The sequence below is a fragment of the Candidatus Zymogenus saltonus genome (assembly GCA_016929395.1).
GTDB classification, from domain to species: domain Bacteria; phylum Desulfobacterota; class Zymogenia; order Zymogenales; family Zymogenaceae; genus Zymogenus; species Zymogenus saltonus.
Map to the genome: position 1 here is coordinate 17,445 of JAFGIX010000025.1, position 25,195 is coordinate 42,639.

The following is a 25,195-nucleotide window of genomic DNA, read 5'->3' on the forward strand; positions in this document are numbered from 1 at the left end:
TGCTTTCATGAATAAGATAAACTTTAAAATAACGATTATCTTTCTGCTTTTGATCTGCGGTGTTTTTTCTCTGGCCCAGAATACAAATGTAACTCCAAAAAACCCTGTCATAAGTATTTGTGGGGAAGATACTTTCACAATCTCGGTCGCAAATACCTCAACAACCACACCTGTGACCAATGTGGTGGTGTCAGCCGTCGTGCCCACGGATTTTTCTTTCAGGGGCGCCACAAACGGGCTTCCCCACGGAAGTACGTATTCCGGGACATCCACCGTTACATGGAGCTCTTTTACGCTTGCCGCGAATGATTCTACTCCTGGAGGTGATGACGAGTGGTCCGCCACTATAACCATCAGCCCTAACTGTGACGCTATTGTGGGCAGGGAGTTGATAGTTACGGTAAACTATGACGGCGGAGGGCCTGACACGGCAAGCTCGGGCCCGATTACCGTTGAAAAGCCAAACCTCGTTATTAATCTGGAAGATTCTGGCGGTGGCTCTGCGATGAAACAGGAGCGCGCTGTAGGCGATACCGCCGAGTGGTATGTGAAGGTAAGAAATACTGGCGTCGGCGACCTTTATAATGTAAAGCTGATTGTTGATAAAGGCGCAGGCCTCACAAATATACGATTAGGTGCAGCACCTGGAGTACCAATCACCACGCCATACACTATTGACGTTTGTGATTACGCAAACCCAATGGCTACCGGCGATGAAGAAACTTATAGAATAACCGCTGATGTAAGTGCCTGCAAAGATATCTATTTAAATCTAAAGGGGACTTATAACGGCTGTGGCGCCGCCTACGATGTTGTCTGTGGTGAAGAGGTAGTGGAGGGAGGCATTGAATTAAATTACAAGACGCCAAATCTCGACTACAATTTCACGACTTCGGACGGAGATGGTACTGTGGATATTGAATTCTGCAGCTACGATACCGTTACCGTGAACATTACGAACACCGGAACGGATTCCGGGAAGATAAATAACCTCTATTTCGATACGTATATTCCTTCCGAGCTTAGCGTTTCAAATGTGACCAACGGCATTACGTATAATTCCGGCACGGGCCGATTTGAGGGATTCCCCGAAATAGCCGGAGGCGGCTCCGGCTCTTTTACGTTTTCATTCCAATTAAGGTGGGATCCGTTTTGTTCGCCCGTCGATTGCGAATCGATTCTATTCGAGCCCACCTTCATCGATGACTGCGGAGACATATTTTACCCCCCCGCAAAAGAGCTTCCGGTGGGAGATGCGCCCCCGAGCGCCTATTTCACCGTCAGCAAGAGCGGGCCTGGAATAGTGAACGAGAATGGCACCGGAACGTACAATTTTACCGTTACCTATCACGCTCCAAGTACTATCCCCACGGTCAGAGCCGATATCGCAGATACATGGGATTCAGGTTTTTCTTTGGATACAACAACACCTCCAACACCTTCGGGATACACACCGGGCAGCAACTTCGTAAGGTGGAATAATCAGTTGTTTGATATAAGTGTTAACGGGGGAGCCGTTGACTTTTCTGTAACGTTGAAGGCGGATGGTTACAACGCGACCGATTGCGGCATCAATGTTTTAAATACGGTTACTTTTGAAAATATTACCGGAATATGCTCTGGAAACTGTTCCGTCAGCGTTCCCGTGCCGGATCATTCCTACAATATGGTGAACGCGGCGGTCTTGACGGTCATAAAGGACGGCGCCGATTCCCTCTACGTTAATAACACCACACCCGAAACATACGGCATAACCGTTATTTACGACGGGCCGTTGTGTGATCTCGATTCAAATCCGGCAGACCTTGAGACTCCGCCCATTGTGGTTACGGACACGTACCCGGGAGGCGGTGTCGTTACAAACTACGGCAGCGGAGTTCTTGATACTGGGGCTCGCACCTTAACATGGACTATTCCGGCCTCCACCCCATTGGGAGGCCCGCCCTATACGTTCACGTTGAGCTACGACATGAGGATGTCTTCTACGGCTCCCGGTTATGACCCTTGCGTGTGCGGAACGATCGTTCAGAACAACGTGACCGCGGAAATTCTTTCAGGAACCGCATGCGTTCTCTGTACGGATTCCTCCAGCTTCGGAATCGGTATAGAGTGTGAAGATCTTACGGCGCTCTTCGATTTGGATAAGACCTGGGGGGGCGCAACCCCGGAGGTGGTATGCGAGAGCTGTAGCACATACACGAATACGATTACCTTTAACGGTCCATTAAGTCTTTGCTTAGAATCATCCGGTTCTAAATGGAACTGCATCGATTTTACGGAGGAGGGCGCCAACAATCAGGTGTTTGAGAGATTAACCGGAAACATTACAGGACAAGCCCACTTTTCATTCTATGATGCGAGTACAACTTTAACACATACAACCAACGAAGATATAACCCTTGGATCGTCGATCAACCTCGGCTTTCTGAGTTCGAGGAGTTTCCCGGATCCGGATGTAGGCGATGTGCTTACGATAACATATACGCTCTGCTTTTATACGGGCAGCGTAACAGGAAGGAACTTCGACCTGTCGACCTATTTGGTCGATGGCTATGATGCCGATACGAACTGCGGCTCGGACGACTCGTACCATGAGGGCGTTTGGATAGAGGCTTTGAACAATGCCCCAAGCATCACGATCCCGTTCTTCTGTCACTATATTACCGACCATTGCTCCAACCTGATCATAGAGTGTGAACAATCTGAGTTCAGAATAGCCATAGATCAGGATACGCCCTCCTACGACGTTAAAGCGGTAGTAAATCTTTTGGGTAATTACGGTTACATTGATGATGATACTGATCCAAATTATACTGATCCGGTATATTATGGAATATTGAACCACTTAAATACTATAAGCGGAGGGGACCCTCTCGAACCCATATACGATACTTCCACAAATACGCTCACTTTTAATATAGGGGATCTCGCTGATCCATCGATGTTGGGGGACGGTTATATACAATTTAATCTTTTCAAGATATGTGATTCCGGAGATAACATTACTACGGATATAACATATGAGGACAACTGCACAACATCTTACACAACCTCCGCTGCATATTCGGCCCCTACTGTATGGAAGGGAGATCTGCTGGTAAAGAAAACACCGGAGGTTTTCTACGTTGAGGACAGGACGACGACGAACCCAACATGGACAATCTACGTAACCAACCGAGGGAGCGGAAAAGCATACAACGTTGAAGTAGAAGATACGTTGGGGGCCGGCCTTTTTTGGGATTCTTCGACCGTTGACGGCACACCTACTGCGCCAATAATTGATCCAAATACTCTGGGAGTTGAAAACACTCTTACTTGGAATGTGGGGGATATCGATCCTGGAAATACGGTTGAAATAGTACTTACAGCAAATGTTATCGACTGCGATGGAAAAACCAACGATGTAGGCGCATACTGGGGTTGTCTGACGACTGCGTGTGCGGGTACGGCTCCTACCCAGGCGAAAGTTGAAGAGGTATACTCCAAGGTAGCCATTACGAGTGTGACCTCTGGCCCGTTGGATATCTGCGGAGCTTTAGAGACAACGGTATCGGTTACATTTAGAAACATCGGGGCGTATAAGGCCTTCGACCTTGTTCTGGGGGAGGAGCTGCCCACAGGTCTGGAATATGTTTTAGGATCGAGCGAAGTAAGCTGTAACGGGTGCGGCATAGAAGGGGTTAATACGGACCCGGACGATCCGACCGCCAACCCTATAGAATATATCTTTGACGACACGGACGGGATGGCTCCCGGCGAAGAATATACAGTAAAGTTTAATGTAAAGGTAGAGACAGACGGCAGCGGGGATCCCCTATGTAACTACACAGTGGGGGATGACATAATCTCTCACCTCTACTACGAACCGCCTTGTAATGTGGGTGGCGACAAGGCAACTCATCACCTTGACATTTCTTTGTATGAGCCCTACCTGAGCATCACGAAAAGCCAGGAATTCGGCACTCCGGGGGACACGGTAGCGTGGAGAGTGACGATTACAAATACCGGTAATGACGTGGCCACAGATGTGTTATTAACAGATACCCTGCCCGCAAATGTAACATTGCGTCCAACAAATCCAATAGTTCCTGTTGGAGGGACACCGGCGGTCGTGTCCGGTTCAAATCCATGGGTATTGGTGGACATTCCCAGCCTCACAACATATACATATGACATCTTCGGCGTAATAGGCAGTCCAATAATATGTGATGCTTCAAGGGAAAACACCGCTGAAGTCGAGTGGGGATGCTGTACAACGGAGACGAGCTCCGCCACATCAACCTTGATTTCAATACCGGATTTATCTTTTGAGACAACAATCGGCGGTACCGGAGTAATAGATAATTGCGGGGGGGTTATTGTTTTAACCATCATAAACGACGGGGCGGACGGAGTTATCAATTCTCTTGAAGATGTGCTTCCTTCCGGCTTTGTATATTCTACAGGGCACTCGGAGATAGAGAGTGACCTTCGTGGAGTCCTGAGTAGTGCGAATCCAAGCGGAACAACTACACTCACCTGGGATGGGAGCTTATTCGGAGGAATAATCCAATCTGGAGAGACCATCACAATAACCTTTGAAATCCAACACCAGGATTGGTCAACGGGAAATTGTTATTTAGATCCGGGCGGTAACAACGTGGCAACCCTCGATTGGGATTACGATGCTTTTTGTACAAATACAGAGCCGACGGATTTGACCGATACAGAACCAATAAATCCCACTGTGCCTGTTTTAGAAGTGGGAAAGGTCGAGGAAGTCCAGACATTCGTTCCTGGAGGGCCTCCTTCTACTTGGCCGCACTGGACCATTACCGTAAGCGAGACCGCCGGCGGGGTGGCGGACGGGACCATTACCATAAGGGATACCCTGGGACCCGACTATGATATGTCCTCCATCGGCCCGATACCGATTCAGGGAATAAATTGGGTTTTGGACCCTGCCGATGGAACCGGTCATACCTTGATGTGGACGGGTCTCAGCATCAGGGCGAACGGCGTAGGGGCTAGCTTCTCATTTGACCTGTCCTGCGATACCATCGCAAGTCCAAGTTTCGAAAATCTTGACAACGTCGTGGATGTATCCGGGATGTGCGGTGTTGCCTGTGTTTTTGCACACGCCACAGACACTGCCTACGTTGGACCCGGAATCACCAAGAGCATAGTGGAAGATGAAGCTACCATAGGGGAAGTGGTCCACGTGGACCTTAGGGTGAATTTCTTTGGAATTAGCTCAACTTCATATAAAAATATAAAGATTCAGGATTTTCTGCCCACGGGTCTTGCATTTTACGGAAATGATACCTACACCTGTACGTGCCCGACCACGGTAACCTTTGATAGTGGAACCATGACGTGGGACCTGACAGATTTCACAAGCTCCTCATGCTATATAGATATCGATTTCGATGCATACGTAGAGAATATTTCTTCAAACCAGGACCCCCTGAACCTGACAAATACGGTGGATGTCGACTATGATATAACTATAAGTCCAACAGAGACATATAGTTTTCATGACTCCGCCAGCGATGACGTTGACGTTATCGAGGCCGATCTTGAGGTTACAAAAGCGCATGTGCCAATCGGGATTGTTGATGCGGGAGACACGCTTTCATATACCATAAGCGTTGACCACACCGCTTCAAGTCACGCAAATGCATATGACGTGATAATAACGGATATCGTACCCCCGGGATTGACACTGGGAACGATTACTCCCGCACCGGCAAATGTTTATCCGGATACGCCAAGTGTAGGATATACGACTCTTGAATGGGGTCCCGTGGATATAGCCAACGGTTCCTTCTTTGAAGTAGACTATGATGTTACCGTGGATAACGATGTGATTCCCAACCAGATACTGGAAAACAGAACCCACGTCGAGTGGACGAGTACTTCGGGGACGCCTACAAGTCCGGCGGAGGAACGAACCGGAACGGGAGGAAGCTTAAACAACTATTTCCTCGACGAGACAGACTCTGTAACGGTGGACAACGTATCCACCATAACTAAGACTCTTAATGGAGCTCCCGGCACGGCGGATGTAACTATAGGAGATACGAGGACATATACGATAGTTGTCGAGCTTCCGGACGCTACGATACCGACCCTTGTTATTACTGACAATTTACAACCCGGAATGTTCTATGTACCGGGTACCGCAAGTATCACGTTGCCGAACGGTAATCCAGATACAACGCCGGAGCCTGATGGTGCAGTTCCCGCTCTCCCACATGACGGGTCTGTTGCCACAACTCTCACTTGGAATTACAGTTCACTCAATGCGTCCAGCGGCGGCGATCTGACAATCAGCTTTGATGTGATAGTTGCCAATGTTGTCGGCAACCAAGACAGCCCTACTCCCACTACAATAGATAACGTTGCGAGATATGACCTTACGGCCGGTACGTTTACGGACAGTGGTTCTGATGACGCGACCGATCTTGTAGTGCATGAGGCTAACATAGTAGTTACGAAGGCGGACAATACAGGCGGTGTGCCCGTGGCGGCGGGTGATGTAATTACATATACACTGACGGTAACCAATAACGGGACGAGCACCGCTTATGATTCGGTGGTATTGGATACGCTACCTGGGCAGCTCAATTTAGATGAGCTTTCCCTTACAAAGATACCCGATGTTTCGGCAGATATAGCCGTTGGTAACGCTACTGCGGGCACGGTAACGTGGACGATTGACGAGCTGCTGGTTGGAGATACCAAAACACTGACGTATGAGGCGAAGGTAGACAGCAGCGTAATACCTAACTTGGATTTAACCAACAACGTTTACGTAACGTGGACGAGCACCAGCGGTTCAAATACCAACGAGCGAAACGGCACGGACGGCGTTGGAGGCGCGCTTAATGATTATGCGGCGAGGACCGACAACACCGTGACGGTGGAGACGGGAGCGACGATCGACAAGACCCCGGACGGGGCGATAAGGGATTTCACGATAGGAGTGGTGTCTGGAATCCTTGACGTTGTTCCATACACTATAACTATGACCACTCTGCCCCACGCTACCATACCGACCCTCGATATTTCGGACCTCATGGGAGAGGGGATATACTATCAGGCTGACAGCGCTGTATTGACCCTCCCCAATGGAACCGTTATAAACTCGAACACAGGAGTCAATGCTGCAGACCCGGCGTTATTAGGGCCCACGTATGACGGGAGCACGGCATCCACGATCAGGTGGAGTCTTACGAGTGTCGACGCGTCAAGCGGAGGCTCCCTGATAATCACCTTCAACGCCGTTGTGGCGGATATAGACCAGAACGACGACAACGACACTATTCCGAACAGAGCCACTTACGTATATACGGGATCCGCTGGATATACGGAAAGCGCAAGCGACATTGCCAGCGATATCAGGGTCCATGTGCCGGCGTTTGAGACGGTAAAGAATATAACGAACATCGCAGACAAGAACGGAGTTTCGAGAGGCGTTATAGATTTCGCCGAGCCTGGAGACACCATTACGTACACTTATGCAGTGACTAATATTGGAAGCGGTCTGGCAACGGGCGTCACGATAACGGACACGCTGCCGGCGGAGCTTACATATATGGCAGGCTCGACGCTCTACAATGGAGTGCCAGCGGCGAATCCATCGGGGACAAACCCGTATACATGGGCCATACCTGATATAGCGGGCGGAGCGACATTCACCCTTACGTTCGAAGGGGTGGTTACGACAAATGTGCTCAACGCCAACCTCTACGACAACGTTGCCAGAGTTGCGGGAGAGGATAATCTCGGAAACACCATACCGACCGACAATTCGCTCCACATCCCTGCGGGAGACACCGACACGGACGACAGCGACAACGCATCGTTTACGGCTGGAGTTCCTGCCCTGACCGTTGACAAGGAGGTAGTGGACATCAACGGCGTCGCCTTCGGGCCCGGAAACAACAGCATCCAGCCGGGGGACTACGTGACCTACAGGATGAGGGTAAACAACGTGGGGGACGGTACGGCCTACGAGATAAGGGTGGTAGATAGACTGCCCGTGGGGGTCGTCTACGGATCCGGAACATCGGCACCGCCGATAGCGGCGGGACCACCACCTGTATATTCCAGCGCCACTTGGGACGCCACGTCATCGACGGCCCACCCCGCAATAACCACGCCGGGAGGTCCCGGTGTAAACGAGGTGATGGAGTGGTACCTGCCTACGTTTGACATAACACTTCCCTCTGGGGCCGGAAACACCCTCGAGATTACATACAGGGTGTATGTGAATTCAGACATAGTCGAGGGGCTGGTGGCGGAGAACTACGTTACCGGGGCGGGCCTCGACGGATCGAATGCCGCGATACATGCAGACAGGAGCGCGGATGTCCCGGCCGATACGGACGCAACGGACGACGCTGATACGACGATCTATACCCACGAGCCTTTCCTCGTCACCGAAAAGCTTGTGACGGCTATTGACGGGAATCCTGCCAACACGACGGTGGCGGTCCACGGGAGTATCGTAGATTATTCCTACACCATAGAAAACGTGGGGCTGGGAGACGCCATAAACGTGAACATCACAGACACGTTGCCGCTGGGATTTGAATACGTGGCCGGAAGCGCGAATATCGGAGATCCGACCACGATCTCCGGCAGGGATCTCATCTGGCAGAACAACTACACCATACCTCCGGCCCCGGCGGCGGGGTCAACCCTTACGATAACTTTCCAGGCAAGGGTAACTCCATCGGCGCCTGGTGGGACGCGGATAAATACGGCCGTTACAGACGGTATGGACAGAAACCTCCAGGATATAATAAGGGACGGCTCACACATAACGGTGGCGGATACCGATCACGACGATAAGGATACGGCAGAGGTCTTCATCCCCGTAAACAAGATAGAGCTTAAAAAGGAAGCCGATCCGACGAGCGTCAAGAAGGGCGGGATTGTGCGCTATACGGTGACGTTCAGGAACAACAGGAAATCCACACTGTATAACGCAACGTTTACCGACACGATGCCCTACGGCTTCAGATATGTACCGGGGACGACCCTGCTCGACGGATCGGTATTTTCAGATCCTTCCGGATCGAATCCGTACACATGGAACATCGGTACGGTCGCACCGGAAACGACGGTTGTTTTGAAGTATCACGCTGTGGTAACACAAAGCGCCAAGCGGGGGATAAACGTAAACACAGTGGTCTTGGCGGTCGCCGACAGCTCGGGAAAGATCGAGAATCTGACGGCCGAAGCGAAGGTATCGGTAAAGGGTAAGGCGCTGAGACCGGTCGCCACCCTACCGGGAATAGGTGGAATTCCCATTGATGTGGGAGAGCTGCCCGGAGAGAAGATACCCGGTGAAGTTGAAGAAGAAGAGAAGGAGAAGAAACCGGCATGTTGTCTCGGCGTGAGAAAGGTTGTCATAAAGTCCCAAGACTTCAAAAACACGCTGCCCGGATACCCGGAGATATACTATCAGACGGATATCGCCATGTACGGGGCGACCGAGCTCTTTATGGTCAATGATTACCTCAACCCGCTCCTTATCGCAAAGGGCATCGACCCCGAGGACAAGTACCTGATGACCGGCCTCTACAATAGGATAATCGAAAAGCTCGGCGAATACGCCCAGTACAACCTCGGAAACGTGGTGATGAAGTCGGAGCTGGGAATCCCGTTCGCCTATTCGCCGGCGATCCTTGAAGAGGCGAAGGAGACGGGCAAGAAGCCGGAGGACGTACTCGATCAATACCTACTTGAGATGGCCAAAGAAGCGGGCTTAAGCGAAGTTCCCGATATCGATCCCATCTTCCTGGAGTACTTCGGCTCCTATCCTTACCTCGAGGATAAAATAACCGACGGGAAGCTCGCCTGGGAAGAGGCGTTCATGGACAAGAACATCATGCCGGCGGCCCTGGGATTTACGCTTTTGAGGGCGTCCTTCCAGATAGACAAATACCTCAAGAGCGAAGACCCGACGGACAGATTCTTCGGCAGACTGCTTCTCGCCCAGTCGATGGAAAAGACGAAATCGGCCTTTGAAGAGTTGGCAGTGACCGCGGAGTTCTCGCCGCCGGTCACCTACTTCCCGCACTACAGTAGGATACAGATAGACAAGGGAAGACCGGGGCTCAAATACGAGGTGGTCGACGAGGTGAGCACCCTTTACGATCACGTGTCGATGCTTTGGGGACTCTCGAAGCTGAGAAGTGTCCTTATTCACTCCACCGATCCGAAGGCCAGAGAGAATATCGAGACCATAGATGCGAGGCTGAAGGAGACGTACAAGATAATCGAGAAGATACACTACAATGCCGATGACAAGACCTTCCTGAGCTTCCACGGACCAACGGGTGCCGGAAGCGAAAATGACAATATTATAAAGGTTTCCGACCTCGGATTTACAGTACTTGCGCTGAGATCGGTCTACAACGACAACAGGGATTTGAGGCTTAACAGCGAAGGCCCGAAGAGGAAGATCACATACATAGCGGACTTCATGCTCGAAAACCTCGTCTCCAAGAAGGACGGCGGCGTCTACACAAGCTACGATTACTCCAAGGGTCAACCCGATACGGGAACGAGGAGAACTCTTGTGGATAACGCCCTCGCTATAAGGGCGTTCCTCACGGCGTACGCTGTAACGGAGGACAAGAAATACAGAGAGGCAGCCCTGAAGGTCTACGACTGGATGGTGGAAGAGCTTTGGAAAGAGGAATACCTGATCTTCGTTGATGAAGAGGAGTACGACTACGAGGTCATACTGACACCCCAGTCGATAGGCGCGCTAATAGCGGCGTTAAGGGAGCTTACGCTTAACGGCGATCCGGACAATATATACGACTACCTCGACAAGATGTCTTACACCACCGAGCGTATCCTTGACCAGGCGCAGCTCCAGCTGTACGAGAACCGCTTCTTCCCATGGCACGCACCGCTGACTCTCATACCGGAAGACCCCAACGGAAGGTCCTACATAAAGCCGATTATAACGCCGATAAGGGATAAGGATCAGACAAGAGACCTCGCGCCGATACTTGTGCGGAAGATGGTCTTAAACCTAACCCCGGCGGGAGCTATAGCATCCGGGGACGAGCCGAAGGTATACGACTGGAAGAAGTGGAAGGCGAACCTGAGGTTCGATACTCCCGAACTGATTGTAAGCACAAAGGTGGACGATACGTTCGAGACGGATATAGGGATGTATTTCTCATCGTTGATCTACGACTACGAGAAAAACCTGAAGACAGAGCTCCCGACGTTCAACCCGTACTTTGCCGATCCCGACATACCACACTACGCCGCTTACCTGAGCTATGAGGTTGCTGGATTCAACGTGAAGAACCTCACCTTGAACTCGACCATGGGAATAAAGCTTACCGGGTCAGACGTAGTAAAGGATATGGCGAAGAAGAGGGGAATGTCGCCCGATGAGTTCCTCAAGGATTTTGTCTCCAAGAGGGCGCCCAAAGAGGGCGAAGCAGGCAAATCCTTTGCAGGAAAGGTGATAGACAAGGTCAAGGGGGCTATCGGCACAAAAGAGAGATTTGAAGATATAATCTATCTCGAATATGCGGAGGGCAAGCCCTACTACGAAGAGAAGATAGAAGAGGGATGGATTAAGGAGGAGATCGACAATTCCCTATACCCGTCATCGATCGCCCAGACGATGATAAGGCAGATGGAGCTTCTCGATCAGCTGAATGACAAGAGTGAAAAAGAGCCTTCGGACAGACTGGTTAAAGATACGATGAGGCTGGCTGTGGTTGCGAAACACCGCTTCCTCGTGGATTTGACCGAGAAGATGAAGGAAGAGAAGAGAGGCTACATACCGCACGAGTTCGTGTTCAAGTGGGATAAAGAGCTGAAGAAAGAAGTCCCGGTCGTGAAAGACAAGAACAGCGATCTCTTCGATCAGGTATCACTCATCTGGGCGATAGCCCTCTGGAACAAGAAGAGAGAAGAAGGCCTCTTCAACGAGCACGCTAATTACCTCGGGGACAAAAAGGTGGACGAAGAGCTTCTCGCATTCTACGTCAAGGCCCTCGTCGATAATCACTACGACAAGAAGAACGGTACCTTGATAACGGGAAGCGTAGATGCGGTAAAGGTGGGGATGGCCCTCGATATCCTGACGAGGATAGTAACGACGCTTCCCGAAGGACAGCTTCATGACCAGATTATGGAGATGATAAAGGCCCAGGCGGATTTCATCATGGACAAGATGATAGACGGTAGGGGAGTCATAGCGGTGGTGAAGGAGGACGGGACTCCATACAATGAGCTATGCGAGTTCGAGTCGATAGGGACCCATACGATCCCGCTAAACGCCCTCTACAGGACGTACGAGGTCACCGGTGACAAGAAATATCTCGATACGGCCTTGAACGTATTCCTCAAGCTGGACGAAAAGAAATGGGATCAGCAGTTAGGTCTCTATCTGTCATCCGGAACAATATACGACCATCAGGGAAAGACGAAGGTCGAGCTCAGCTACACGAATCTCGACCTGATATTCACCATTATGCTTATCTCGGAGCTCCAGCCGTACATGGAGCAGGAGAAGAAGATACTGACCGCATACCACATGATCACCTTCATGAACAGGATCCTCGAGATAGGAAGTCTGGAGAGGTATCCCGAAAATAATGATAAGAAGGAGGGAGTGAAAAACAGTATAGAAAAGGATGTATACTCGCCTCAGATTATAAGGAGCGTCAAGATCGTAGTTGACGAATCGCCGAAAGACGGCAAGCCGTGCGGCGTGTTCACCTTCCTCGTGATTATGGAGAACTACTGCGTGGATGAACACGACCTGGCCGTAAATAACACGCTGACAAGGATGAGGGTCGAGGATACCCTGGCGGATGACTTCCACTACGTGCCGGGAACCACCACGATAAACGGTAAGCCCTCGGCGGATCCGGTGGGAAGCAAAAAACTAAACTGGTACATACCGAGTCTGCGCTACAACAACAGGATAGTATTGAAATACCAGGCCGTCGCGGACTGCGATATAAAGCCGGGTAAATATGAAAACACGCTTGATGTCAAATCCTTCATCTACTACGAGGGAGAGCTTTACCCATGCGATGAGCTCGGCGTGCACGAGGGTGTGAAGATATCCGATGTGCTATGGACGGAAAAAGAGGAGGAGGAAAACTCCATTTGCCTGCCCTGTAACATGAAGGAATAGGAGTCTGGTAGGCGAAATTTTAAGATTGGGAGGGGAGGGGGAGGTTGGATAAGGACGGATATAATTTAGGATTGTCTGGAAAAAGTGTGGGTGGATGGATGAATGAATGATATTGGATCGACTAAAGGGGTATGGGGAAAGGGTGACGCAGATTAAGTAAAAGTGTAAATTCAAACTACAAAATATCAGGGGTGCAAAATTGAGTTTTTGCACCCCTTTTTTTCAGCAAATCCCGTATTATATGAAAAATACAATAAATAGGACTATTTAAATTTCTAGAGTTTTTAAGTAGTTAAAAACTTCATATTTTTCCTGTCTCAAAATTCAATTCATACCGCTGTAAAACTAAAAAATCTAACAAAAACATTAAAATATCTGGTAATCAAAAAGCAAAAAACAAAAAAAGTCCCTAAAAAACCTAAAAAAATCCATTTTTTTCTTGACATCCATCTTAATTCCCATTAAACTATGCCATAGCGACATAATATGCCGTAATGGCATAATAAAAAGACGGGGAGGAAAACCATTATTTTTGACGTTCGATCGATGGCAGATTGGCGAATTTGTTGATTGGAATAAGGGTTGATGGAGATTTGTTTTTGAGATAGTGGCAACCTTAATTTTAGATAAAAGATACTGTGGGTTCCAATAGTGTTTCATTAGATGTATTTGAGAAGGCCGGTTGAGGTTTTAAAATTGACGGATAAGAGTAGTTAAATCATTGTAGCAATTATGGAAGGCAGGGGAAAAAACTGGGCCATGAGTAGAAAAATGAAGGATGAATAGAAATCGGTGAAAAGGAGGGCTTATTTTAGAAAACTCGATCTTCAAAGTAGTGGAAATCGGTTATTAAAAAACTATTCAAAAAATAACTTGGTACAGCATTGAGGGCTGAAAAATATTTAGATTATGGATGACAGGGGAGAAAAAGGAGAAAAGAAAAGCGGGGCGGAGGCGGCGAGAATATTGAATATTCCATACAGGACCCTTATGAGATGGAGCGAAGGAGGACTGATAAATGTGGAGGGAGGCGGTTACAGAGGCAAGGGAACCCTATGGACTGAGTTGAACATAAGGGAGGCTTCCGTAATATATGCGCTTAGAACCGCAAGGCTCAGCCTTCAGAAGATAAGAGACATCATGGAATACCTCAAGAGCCTTGGCGAAAACCCGATGTCATCGGGGGATTTTCTGGTGGTAAAAGGAGAAGACGGCGAGCCGAGGGAGATAATAAAATTCGTAAGTACGGGCGAAGCAATATCACTTTTAAAAAGAACGAGAGGCCAGTTGGTCCTCCCCTTGTGGAAACCGGGGGATGAATATAAATGAACGTAATTTTATGACAATAAATTAGGAGGATAAAATGAGAACGGAAACGGCGAAAATAATTGAAATAGATTTTGAGGAAGAAAGTATTTTAGGGTCGGAGGTTGAGGAGATAAAAAATCTTGATGACTTTGAGATATTTGCTGAAAAGAAGGGCATCTTGGTTGCGTTTGAAAGGATGACCCACCACGGAATTCTCGCAAGAGAGAACGGGAATACCGTCATGATAATCAACAAGATTCTTCCTCAAGATCAGCAAACCCTCGTTGCTTTTCATCTATACTGTCGCTATATAATGAGCTCCGAGGAGATGTACGCAATAAACCTACCCGATAACTACGTCTTGTTGAGGCTTTTCTTGGATCTCCATGGAGACTTGTAAGAAAAATTGGCATAAACGAGACAATTAAAGTTAAAGGGGCTGTAAAGAGAAAAGGATATTTGGAGGCAATAATAATGGAAACGAGAGAAGAGAGAAACGTTGATAAAAAGCTCATAGAGACGGTAAAAAGGCAGATAATGGAGGCAAGAAATATTCTGGAGGAGAGCGGAGACGAGATCCCTCTGGACGCCTTAAAGGAGCTTCAGGATCACTGCATCCTGTTCAAGTATTTCCCCGAGCTTAATGAATTTATTTCTGAATCGGGAATAGAAGGTCTGATCTATGATCTGTTAAACGGCGGCAGGGCGGTGGCGATAATGCAGTAGGGCTAAAAAAGCTGTTTTTCATTCCTGAGGATTAATGGATAGAGGGGAAGAATTAGTAGTCTATTGCCATTTTTGACGCAAGGAAAAAATAGTTAGCCCCGGCTGAGGTCGGGGCTTTTTGTATTATAGGGCAAAGGTATAAAGATAAATAAATCATGATTTTTTTGGAGGCAGGGGAAAGATAAGGGAGACCCTATTGCGGTATTCCTCAAATTCGGTTCCGAAGTGTTCCAAAAGCCTCTTCTCCTCGATCTTCTTGAAATAGAGATAGGCGAGGGCGAAGAAAAAGAAAAACAGGAGTATCCCGGAGATCGAGCCGATGAAGATCGGTATAGAGAGATAAGCGGTAAAGGCCCCGAAGGCCATTGGGTTTCTCGTAAAGCGATAGGGGCCCGTTATAACCAGCTTTTCTGTTACCGGGCTTATGGTTACGAGACGGTGGTAGTTGAAGGGCCCGCCCTTTCCCCTAACAATAAGCATTGCATTTGCCCAGAAGACGAAGAAAAGACCGACGGCGAGAAAGATGATCCCAAAAGGGATCCTGACCTCATCGGTGCCGAAGGTCTCAAAGCCAAGGAGCCTGTCGCAGAAGATATTGACGTGATAGATCGCAAATGGAATGATGACGCCGTTGAGGCCGAAACCGAGAAAGAGGCCGAGTATGTGTCTAAACGATTTCAAAAATACTCTCTAAAAATATTAGAGTAAAATATACAACATACAGAAAGAATATTCAACACAAAATGGAATAAAGACAAGATATAAACCATAAATAGATTGATAACGGGGCTTGTTTTAGATATAATATCAAATCAATAAGGAAATTACGGAACAGGGGATATGAAGATATTTATTATAGATCCACCGCAGCAGGTTTTTAAGTATTTCATGGGACACATACCTTCTCCCGCGGTGACCCAGCTGGCGGCTTATATGGAGAGGGAGGGACACGAAGTCGAGATATTGGATGTCACCACTTTTGAGAACTGCTGGGATGACCTCGAGCGGATGATAAGGGAGGGAAGACCGAATGTAGTGGGCATATCAAACAATTCAACAAACACGATAAACAACGCCTTTCACACGGCTACACTGACGAAGATGATTGACCCTAAGATAGTAGTCGTTGGGGGAGGGGCACACATGACGGCACTTCCAGAGGAGAGCCTTAGTGTCAACGGGGATATAGACTTTATCGTGAGGGGAGAGGGGGAGGCCACGTTCGCGGAGCTGGTCAGCCGGCTGGGAGAGGGGAGAAAAGATTTTTCGAATATAAAGGGAATCGCATATCTGGACAACGGAAACGGAGGGAATTTCATTCAGACTCCGGATAGGGAGCTTGTGGAGGATATAAACGATCTGCCGATGCCGGCGTACCGCCTCCTTCCGATGCTCAAAGTAAAAAACCCGGAAGACTATGTAATGGCGTACAGGTTCCCGACCCTCGGGATGATACCTTATGAGTCGATCATGATTTCAACGACGAGAGGCTGTTTCGGCAAATGTCGTTTCTGCTCGGAGACCGCCTTTTGGCACCACACCTGGAGGTCGAGGAATGCAAAGAACATGGTCGACGAGATGGAGCTTTTGAGCAAGGAGTACAACAGGACAAACTTCTACTTCGTCGACAACGCTTTCAACTGGAAGAGGGAGAGGATAACGGAATTCATAGAAGAGCTCGAAAGCAGGGAGCTTAAAGGGATAACCTTCTGGTACCAGACGAGGGTAGAACTCTTTTTAAGGGATCTTGATCTGATCGACAGGCTAAAGAAATTGGGTCTATATCAGATGTCCTTCGGGGTAGAGACGGCGAGTCAGGATATTACGAATAAGTGGGGGAAAAATCAAAGGGTAGGTGATGTGATAAAGGCGATGAAGGCCGCCAAGGAGCGGGATCTTGTACTTCTGACAAACGTCATGTGGGGTCACAGGGAGGATACGGCGGAGACCCTGAGGGCCACCTACGAGATGATAAAGGGTTACTCCGATATATTCGCGCTCCAGATATTCACCCCGGTGCCGGGGACGCCCTATTATGAGGAATATCTGGAAAATGACATGATAAAGGAATACAACTGGGATTTGTGGGATATGTTCACGCCGGTCGTGGAGACGGATACGATCCCCCACGACAAGATGTTGAGAACAGTGGAGAAGATACAGTCGAGGTTTCACTTAAGACCTAAGATACTCTACAAGACATGGTTTTCAAAAAATCCATTTATAAGAAGAAACTACCAGACGACGATGGAGATAGTAAAGAGAACGCTTTCAAATACGCTCCACGAGGTGCAGACGAACTATCGTCCCTTCGAGGAGTTTATGGAGGAGAAGGGATATTCGATTGAGAAGACGATAAAAGGAACGTGTATTGTCAAAGATAGGAGCAAGGGAGAGGGGAACGGGAGTAGGAGGGAGGATAGAAACGGGGACGTTCTGCATGAATCGGCCTAAATTGGGAAATCGAGGCCTTGAGGATTTGTGGGGTAAAAAGGAGAAGGGTGTGGTTTGTGGTATATATTAAGTGATGACAAAAAAGGTGATGGGAGGAAGATGAGAGTACTTATTGTCTCGGCAAACAGAGAGCTGGTTCCAGATCCGGTTTTCCCGTTGGGGGCGGCGTATGTCGCCTCGGCGGCGAGGGAATCGGGTCACGATACGGATGTTTTGGATATATGTTTCGCGGATGACATTTCAAGAGAGGTCAAAGATAAAATATCGTCTTTTGGACCGGATCTTGTCGGTGTCTCGATAAGAAACGTCGATAATGTCGCCTACCCCTTGGTTCTTACCTACGCCGAGGGACATAAAAACCTCATAGACGAGATACGCTCGTCCCACTTCGGTCCCATTGTGATGGGGGGGCCTGCCTTTACGCTGATGCCGGAGGAGTTTCTCGATTTCACGGGAGTCGAGATGGGGATACTGGGTGAGGGGGAAGATGCGATTGTGAAGCTTGCAGATTCTCTGGAAAACGGGGGAAGCTTGGATAAAGTGCCCGGTCTCATTACAAGGGAGGCGGGCAAAACGCTGCAACGAAACGGAAACAAGACAAGGGTTGACGTCAACAAGATATGTACCCCCGCAAGGGATCTGCTCGATAGTGCCGCCTATCAGAAGTGGGGCGGCATGGTCGGGATACAGACAAAACGGGGATGTCCCATCGACTGTATATATTGTACGTATCCGGTCGTGGAGGGGAAGGATATCAGATTGAGAGATCCGGGGGCCATAGTAGACGAGATAGAGAAAACCAACAAGGAGTACGGGGCGGACACCTTCTTTATTGTAGACAACGTATTCAATAACCCCCCGGAGCACGCAATAGAGGTTGCCGAAGAGATAAAAAGGAGAAAGATAGGCTTAAGGTTTTCGGCTTATATGAATCCGGGTTTTGTATCGGAGAGGCTGTTGGGGGTGCTTAAAGATGCGGGTTTTACAGGGGTCGACTACGGTGTGGATAGCCTTTCGGAGGGGGTGCTTAAAAACCTGAGAAAGAACTTCACGAAGGATAATGTGGTAAGGGCAGTCGAGTTGACAAGGGGGATGGGCATAGAGTGCTGCCTGAGCATGATATTTGGAGGCCCAGGGGAGACTCTCGACACGCTAAAGGAGACCGTCGATTCGATTGACGAGATTGCCCCGACGGCAGTCTTGGCAATCGTGGGAATCCGCCTCTATTCAGGAACGGGTATGCACAAGATCGCCAAAAGGGACAGGGTGGTCGGAGAAGAGGGAGTGGGATTGAAGCCGGTATTTTATATATCCCCGGATGTGGCCGATGAGGTGGTGGGCTTTGTGGCGGAGGCATCCCTTAAGCGCAACAACTGGCTCTTCCCAGGGCACATGATTATGGCCGGCCAGCAGCTTACACCGGATCAAAAGCCGGAGAGGTACGATCAGGGTCCCCTTGCGGAATTCAGGAAGCAGGGGATCAAGGGTAACCTGTGGGAGATGTTTGGCGCTATGAAATAGTAGTGGAGACTTGACAATAAAATATAGAAGCGGACAATAACTTGTACTCGTAATATAGTATATGAACATTATCTTTATCTCATCTATCTTCCCGCCTGAATCCGGCGGGCCCGCGACCTACGTCAGGAGGCTGTCCCAGGACTTCCACAACAAGGGCCATCACGTAAAGCTCATCGCACTTTCTGAAATAGAGATCGATGTAGATGACCCCCCTTATATAATCAGGATACCAAAAAAAGGCACGATATTTAGGAGGTCATTTAGACTTTTCAGGGCGGTTCTGAAACACGGCAAGGATGTGGATATCATTTACGATAATGGAGGTCCCTGGGACACAGGCATACCGATTAGGTGGGCGAATATTTTTTTGAAAAAGAAATTGGTGACCAAGGTCGTTGGAGACAACGTCTGGGAATATGTGCGAAGAAACAGGTTGACAGATGACGGCATCAATGAATTTCAGGGTAAATTTTACGGTCCAAAGATAGCTCTCCTGAAGTACTTAAGAAATAAGACAACAATGGGCGCAGATTTAGTTATTACCCCGGGCCACTATCTGGCGGAGCTGGTGGCGGGCTGGGGTGTCAAGAGGGAAAATATCTCCGTTATTCACAATGCGGTTGATTTTAGCGAAAGGAACCAGGAGATACCAGAGATCATAAAGGGATGGGAGGGATCAAAGAAGATTATAACCACCGCGGCAAGGCTGGTGCCCTGGAAGGGTATAGACGGCATAATAAGGGTAATTGCGGAGCTTGATAATGACGTCAATCTTTTGGTGATAGGAGACGGCCCGGAGCTTTCAAACCTCAGAAAATTGACGGAAACCTTAGGGATAGACAAGAGGGTTCGCTTTACGGGACGTGTTACTCAAAAGGAAGTTCTCTCCCTCCTCTCACATTCCGACGTATTTGTCCTGAACACCGAATATGAGGGACTTCCCCATATTATCCTTGAGGCGTTCTCCGTCGGTGTTCCGGTGATTGCCACCGATATTTGTGGAAATCCCGAGGTTGTTGAGAATGGTAAAAACGGCCTGTTGGTTCCTGTAAAGGATAATAAAGCGCTGAAGAATGCGATAATGAGGCTGATCAACGACACCGGATATTCAGCGAGGCTGGTTTCAAATTCAAGAGAGAGGCTTAATTACTTTGGATGGAACAGGCTTTTTGCACAAACGGAGAGAGTTTTTGACAGGCTTCTCAAGGGAATAAAGATCTTGTTCATAGCTTCTATCTACTATCCCGAATCGGGAGGTCCGGCCACTTACGTGAGGAACCTCGCCCACTACCTTTACGGAGAGGGGCACAAGGTGAAGGTAATAGCCTTATCGGAGGTAAATAAGTTACCCGACGATCCTTTCTACCTTTCGAGAATTCCAAAAAGGGGGAGTATCTTTACAAGGTCTTTGAGCCTGTTTCTTTCTATTGTCAAGTATGGGCGGGATTACGACCTCCTCTACGATACGGGAGGAGGCCCCTGGGATACGGGCCTTCCGGTTCAAATGGCCAATTTTTTCTTGAGGAAAAGGCTCGCCATCAGGGTAGCTGGAGATATAGTCTGGGAATACGCCAGGAGAAACAGAATAACAGTGGACGGACTCGACGAGTTTCAGCTGAAGTCTTACGGTCCCATAATCATGGTGATGAGACTCATAAGAAATTACTTTGCCAGGAGCGCCGACCTTGTAATATCGGGGAGTAACTACGTTGCGGGACTGACGAAGATATGGGGTGTAGACAAGAAAAAGATATCCGTGACACATAACGCCATCGAGCTGATAAATCCGAGAAAAATACCCACGCCGGAATTTGAAAAACCGAAGGGGGCGAGAAAGATCGTTGCCACAATAGCCCGCCTCGTTCCATGGAAGGGAATAGACGCCCTTATCGAGGTTACGGCACAATTTCCGAAGGATATACACCTTTTGATAATTGGGGACGGACCCGAGAGAGAGAGACTTACGGATTTGGCAAAATCATTGAAGGTAATAAATCGGATTCACTTCATAGGAAGGGTGCCGAACGAGCAGATAATATCGTTTTTATCCTTCGCCGATGTCTTCGTCCTGAACACGGAATACGAGAGCCTCGCTCATGTAATTATCGAGGCGTACAACGCCGGTATCCCCGTAGTGGCAACAAATATCACGGGTAATCCGGAGATTATAGAAGACGGTAAGACAGGGATCTTGGTTCCGTTGAAGGATAAAGACGCGCTGAAGGCGGCGATAGAGAGGATAATAACGAACAAAAAATTCGCCTCGAAAATTGTATCGGCGTCAAGGGAAAAACTCCCCTATTTCGGGCTCGAAAGGCAGTTAAAGGAGTCCGAGGAGCTTTTCAAGGATCTAATCTGGGGAAAAGAAGAAGGGAAAGCCGTGCGTTGACGGCAGATCTATAAAATAAAAAGCCCTGCCGCTACCAAGGATTTTTAAACCACTCGATGAATCTCTCGACGCCTTCCTTCATGGACGTGTTTGGATTATAGCCTAAAAGACTCCTTGCCTTTTCTATATCCGCAAAAGTGCGTTTTACATCTCCCGGCTGGCGGGGCAGCATGACCTTTTCGGTCTCCTTTCCCAGTCCCGATTCGATCAATTCTATAAGCTCTAAAAGATTAACGGACACCGACTCCCCCAAATTTATTATCTCATAGAAGGGCGTGGTCTCGGATGATATGAAACCAAACGCGCCAATCAGCCCGTCTATTATATCATCGATATATGTGTAATCCCTGCTCCCCTTCCCCTGATCGTACACCTCTATTTTAGATCCGTTGTTTATCAGGTTTGTGAACTTGTGGATCGCCATGTCCGGACGCTGTCTCGGCCCGTATACGGTGAAAAAACGAAAGCAAAGAATCTTCAGGTTGTACAGCTTGTGATAGGTGTAGCAAAGCTCCTCACAGCATTTCTTGGTAACGCCGTAGGGGGATATCGGCTTGGCCATGAGGTCGTCCTCCGAAAAGGGGATGTTGGGACAGTCGCCGTAGACGGAGGATGAGGAGGCAAAGAGGAGGTCCTTAATATCGAGCTCCTTCATGGCCTCGAGGATATTGTTTGTGCCGAGGACGTTCACCTCCTGATAGAGGAGAGGATTCTTTATGGAGGGTCTTACGCCTGCCTTTGCGGCGAGGTGTACAACAAGATCGGGGGAGATCGACCTGAAGGAGTCGATTATAAAATCGTAGTTCCTGATATCCCCCTCAATGAGCTTAAACCCATCCTTTTTCAGGAGGGATTCAATATTTCTCCTTTTGAATTTCTCGGGATAGTAGTCGTCGAAGTTATCGATTACGAAAACCTCATTCCCAAGGGAAACGAGCCTATCCGAAAGGTGCGATCCGATAAAGCCCGCACCGCCTGTAACCACTACTTTTTTGATATCTTTTGACATATTTATCTTTGAATACAGAATTTAAATAAAGATGTGAATTCTAATTGAAAAAGACGCTGTTACCTCTTCCTTTTCAGCGTGTATATTTTGCTCTTTTCCACCCCGAGCTCGCTTAGAGATGAGATCCTTTCCTTAACCTCTTCAGTATGTAGGATGAGAATTGCATCAAATGAAAAATCCCTGATCTCAGACAGTGGTGAGATCTTCATCTCAAGGCAGAGGCCGCCTGCCCTGTCGTCCACGATTCCGACAATCTCAATTTCGTTTACCCTTGAAAATAAGACCGCAAGCTCCGCTATCTCGCCTGTGCCGTAAAGGAGTATATTATCGATGCCGTCGACCCTTATCTCACTCAGCACCTCTTGAAGGGAATCCTTGAGCTCCCTGTAGAACCTGAGGGAATACCTGAGGTACTCATAGGTGAGACGGGTCTTTTCAGCTATCCCCTTCGGAGTGAGCATATACTTGACGCGGTGGGAGGGGATGGTCGTGGCCTTGAAATACCCTTTCTCCACAAGCCTCTTTATAAAGCGGTTGACAAGCCCCACGGAGATGTCGATCTTCTGGGAGAGGGTCCTCTGGCTGATGGTATTATCCCTCTCTATCTCCTCCATTATACGGAGCGTTCTTATCTCCTCTCTGTCCACATCGATCTCCAAAACGTTCAACGAGTAAACAATATCAAATACTATAGGTTTTGTCAAAAAAAATTGTATAAAAAAGATTTAAATAAAGCGGGCCGAAAAGCGGTAATTTTGAAATATTAAGAATATCAGGTTGCAGTTAAAGTCGATATTGAGTATACTTTGAAAAATAATCTTCAGGAAAATATTTAGGGGAATATGCCTTGGCACACAGAATCCTGCACATTCAAAAGATAACGGGAATCAGCGGCTCCGAAAACCACCTTGTAGACCTCATGTCCAACCTTGACAGAAATAGGTTTGAGCCGACTTTTCTGGGGCTGGTAGAACCGAACAACCGCGTGGATGACTATTTTGACATACTTGAATCGAGGTCTGTTCAAGGAGAGAGGATAGTGATCAGATCGCACCTTGATTTATCATGCCTTATGGAGATTGTGCGGTTCATCAAGGGCGGGAGTTTCGACATAGTCCACACCCACCTGATCCACGGCGATATCTACGGCATCATGGCGGCGGTGATGGCCCGCGCCCCACACATCATCTCCTCGAAGCACGGTTACGACAACTACGACAAAACGAGCCACTTTTATAAAATAAACGGCCTGTTCAGCTTTTTCGTTAAGAGGGTGATAACGATCTCGGACGCCCTGCAGGACAAGGTCAACAAGAGCGACATGATACCGAAAAAAAAGATGGTGACGGTCCATTACGGTCTCGACTGGGAGGGGTATCTGAAAAGGTCGAAGGCAACAGGCGAAAGGGTGAGGAAGGAGCTGAACGTGGGGGAGGGGATCTTCACGTTCGCCTCGGTAGGGAGGCTGGTGGACGTCAAGGGTTACCCGTATCTGATCGAGGCGGCGGCAAGGATGAAGCGGGAGGGATATAAAGATTTTACGGTATTTATTATGGGGGACGGGCCCTTGAGGGAAGAGCTTACCAAAAAGGCCCACGACATGGGTGTAGGGGATGTGGTAAGGTTTCTGGGGAGGCGCGAGGACGTGTCGTCGATCCTTTCAATATCTGACGCCTTCGTCCTGCCGACGCTGGGGGAGGGATTCGGCCTGGTCCTTCTCGAGGCGATGGCCCATAGGCTCCCCGTCATATCAACATCCACGATGTCCATACCCGAGATCGTGGTCGAGGAGGAGACGGGCTTACTCGTCCAGCCTAAGGACCCGGAGGGGCTTGCCAAAGCGATGGGGCGCCTCATGAAAGAGCGGGCCGAGTCCAAAAGAATGGGCGAGGCTGGATTTGAGCGGCTTAAGGAGAAGTTCACGATCCCGGAGATGGTCAGAAAGACCGAACAGATTTACGAAGAAGTCCTCGGGATTTAGTCCTTCGTCCTCCTGAACTTCCTGTTCATGGCGAGGATGAAGAGGGAGAGTATGGTGGCACTAATAATAGTCTGAACTCCCCTTATAAATGGGGCCAGAGGGCTTTTTAACAAATCGTAAATAGGTTTGACCTTACCGAGTGTTAGCAAGTCAAGGCTTATCATAATTCCGTTGTAGGTGTTGAATAAGAATCCCACATCGTCTTTACCGTTGTAGTTAATGCCAATTATGAGAGAATAAATAAGGCCGAAAAGGAGCCAAAATCCAATCAACCACAGTAGCGCCCTTACCGGCCTCTCGCCGTAGAGGGAGATCCACTTGTAGAGGGTTAGCGCCTTTCTGATTATCCACTTTTCCCGCGTTCCCTTCCTTCGCATCTCCATGGCGCCGACAAAGAAGTCCCCCGCCTCGTGGTATCTGCCGCTCCTCTCGTAATTGAGCCGAAGCTGATTGTAGAGTTGTTGGACATGATAATGATTTCCTGCATCCTTTACTTTTCCCCTAAGAAACTCCTCATCGTAAATCTCAATACGTTTAAAGATGTTCTTAAGAGATGTTACAAATTTTTCCAATATATTTTTTACATCCCAACTATTAGAGGGTGAACTTTGATTGAAATCATCATTTACT

Annotated in this window: 11 protein-coding genes; 8 read left to right on the forward strand and 3 right to left on the reverse strand. The window is 48.5% G+C overall.

What is annotated here, in order from left to right; translation table 11 throughout:
• The first annotated feature begins 7 nt into the window (after positions 1 to 7).
• From JW984_04985 to JW984_05000, 4 genes are all read left to right on the forward strand, one after another.
• Complete coding sequence (locus tag JW984_04985) at positions 8 to 13,177, forward strand: DUF11 domain-containing protein (GenBank protein ID MBN1572536.1); 13,170 nt, start codon at positions 8 to 10, stop codon at positions 13,175 to 13,177.
• A gap of 909 nt (positions 13,178 to 14,086) precedes the next feature.
• Positions 14,087 to 14,506 (forward strand): MerR family transcriptional regulator, encoded by a 420-nt coding sequence (locus tag JW984_04990; GenBank protein MBN1572537.1) that lies wholly within the window; start codon positions 14,087 to 14,089, stop codon positions 14,504 to 14,506.
• A 34-nt stretch (positions 14,507 to 14,540) separates the two neighbouring features.
• Positions 14,541 to 14,885, forward strand: a complete 345-nt coding sequence (locus JW984_04995) for a hypothetical protein (protein MBN1572538.1) — start codon at positions 14,541 to 14,543, stop codon at positions 14,883 to 14,885.
• Between the two features lie 74 nt (positions 14,886 to 14,959).
• Entirely contained in the window at positions 14,960 to 15,211 is a 252-nt protein-coding gene (locus JW984_05000; GenBank protein ID MBN1572539.1) for a hypothetical protein, read from the forward strand.
• Positions 15,212 to 15,364: 153 nt separating this feature from the next.
• Here JW984_05000 and JW984_05005 read toward each other — a convergent pair whose 3' ends face one another.
• Positions 15,365 to 15,892, reverse strand: coding sequence for an isoprenylcysteine carboxylmethyltransferase family protein (locus JW984_05005; GenBank protein ID MBN1572540.1), 528 nt, complete (start codon positions 15,890 to 15,892; stop codon positions 15,365 to 15,367).
• 159 nt (positions 15,893 to 16,051) lie between these two features.
• Here JW984_05005 and JW984_05010 point away from each other — a divergent pair, with 159 nt between their 5' ends.
• The 3 genes from JW984_05010 to JW984_05020 all read left to right on the forward strand — a co-directional run bounded on the left by JW984_05010 (position 16,052) and on the right by JW984_05020 (position 21,575).
• The gene (locus JW984_05010; GenBank protein MBN1572541.1) at positions 16,052 to 17,665 is read left to right on the forward strand and encodes a cobalamin-dependent protein; all 1,614 of its coding nucleotides are present in this window, start codon (positions 16,052 to 16,054) and stop codon (positions 17,663 to 17,665) included.
• A gap of 99 nt (positions 17,666 to 17,764) precedes the next feature.
• Positions 17,765 to 19,186, forward strand: a complete 1,422-nt coding sequence (locus JW984_05015; GenBank protein MBN1572542.1) for a radical SAM protein — start codon at positions 17,765 to 17,767, stop codon at positions 19,184 to 19,186.
• A 61-nt stretch (positions 19,187 to 19,247) separates the two neighbouring features.
• Positions 19,248 to 21,575, forward strand: coding sequence for a glycosyltransferase family 4 protein (locus JW984_05020; protein MBN1572543.1), 2,328 nt, complete (start codon positions 19,248 to 19,250; stop codon positions 21,573 to 21,575).
• Positions 21,576 to 21,606: 31 nt separating this feature from the next.
• On the opposite strand, the gene JW984_05025 is transcribed toward JW984_05020, so the two are convergent.
• Positions 21,607 to 22,572, reverse strand: coding sequence for a GDP-mannose 4,6-dehydratase (locus JW984_05025; protein ID MBN1572544.1), 966 nt, complete (start codon positions 22,570 to 22,572; stop codon positions 21,607 to 21,609).
• Positions 22,573 to 22,643: 71 nt separating this feature from the next.
• Positions 22,644 to 23,231 (reverse strand): winged helix-turn-helix transcriptional regulator, encoded by a 588-nt coding sequence (locus JW984_05030; GenBank protein MBN1572545.1) that lies wholly within the window; start codon positions 23,229 to 23,231, stop codon positions 22,644 to 22,646.
• Between the two features lie 200 nt (positions 23,232 to 23,431).
• Here JW984_05030 and JW984_05035 point away from each other — a divergent pair, with 200 nt between their 5' ends.
• Positions 23,432 to 24,565: a glycosyltransferase family 4 protein gene (locus JW984_05035; GenBank protein ID MBN1572546.1), complete on the forward strand. Its 1,134-nt coding sequence runs from the start codon at positions 23,432 to 23,434 to the stop codon at positions 24,563 to 24,565.
• Positions 24,566 to 25,195 lie beyond the last annotated feature (630 nt).

Coding starts and splice junctions, on each gene's coding strand:
- JW984_04985 (MBN1572536.1), top strand. CDS start 8: ATGAATAAGATAAACTTTAAAATAACGATTATCTTTCTGCTTTTGATC.
- JW984_04990 (MBN1572537.1), top strand. CDS start 14,087: ATGGATGACAGGGGAGAAAAAGGAGAAAAGAAAAGCGGGGCGGAGGCG.
- JW984_04995 (MBN1572538.1), top strand. CDS start 14,541: ATGAGAACGGAAACGGCGAAAATAATTGAAATAGATTTTGAGGAAGAA.
- JW984_05000 (MBN1572539.1), top strand. CDS start 14,960: ATGGAAACGAGAGAAGAGAGAAACGTTGATAAAAAGCTCATAGAGACG.
- JW984_05010 (MBN1572541.1), top strand. CDS start 16,052: ATGAAGATATTTATTATAGATCCACCGCAGCAGGTTTTTAAGTATTTC.
- JW984_05015 (MBN1572542.1), top strand. CDS start 17,765: ATGAGAGTACTTATTGTCTCGGCAAACAGAGAGCTGGTTCCAGATCCG.
- JW984_05020 (MBN1572543.1), top strand. CDS start 19,248: ATGAACATTATCTTTATCTCATCTATCTTCCCGCCTGAATCCGGCGGG.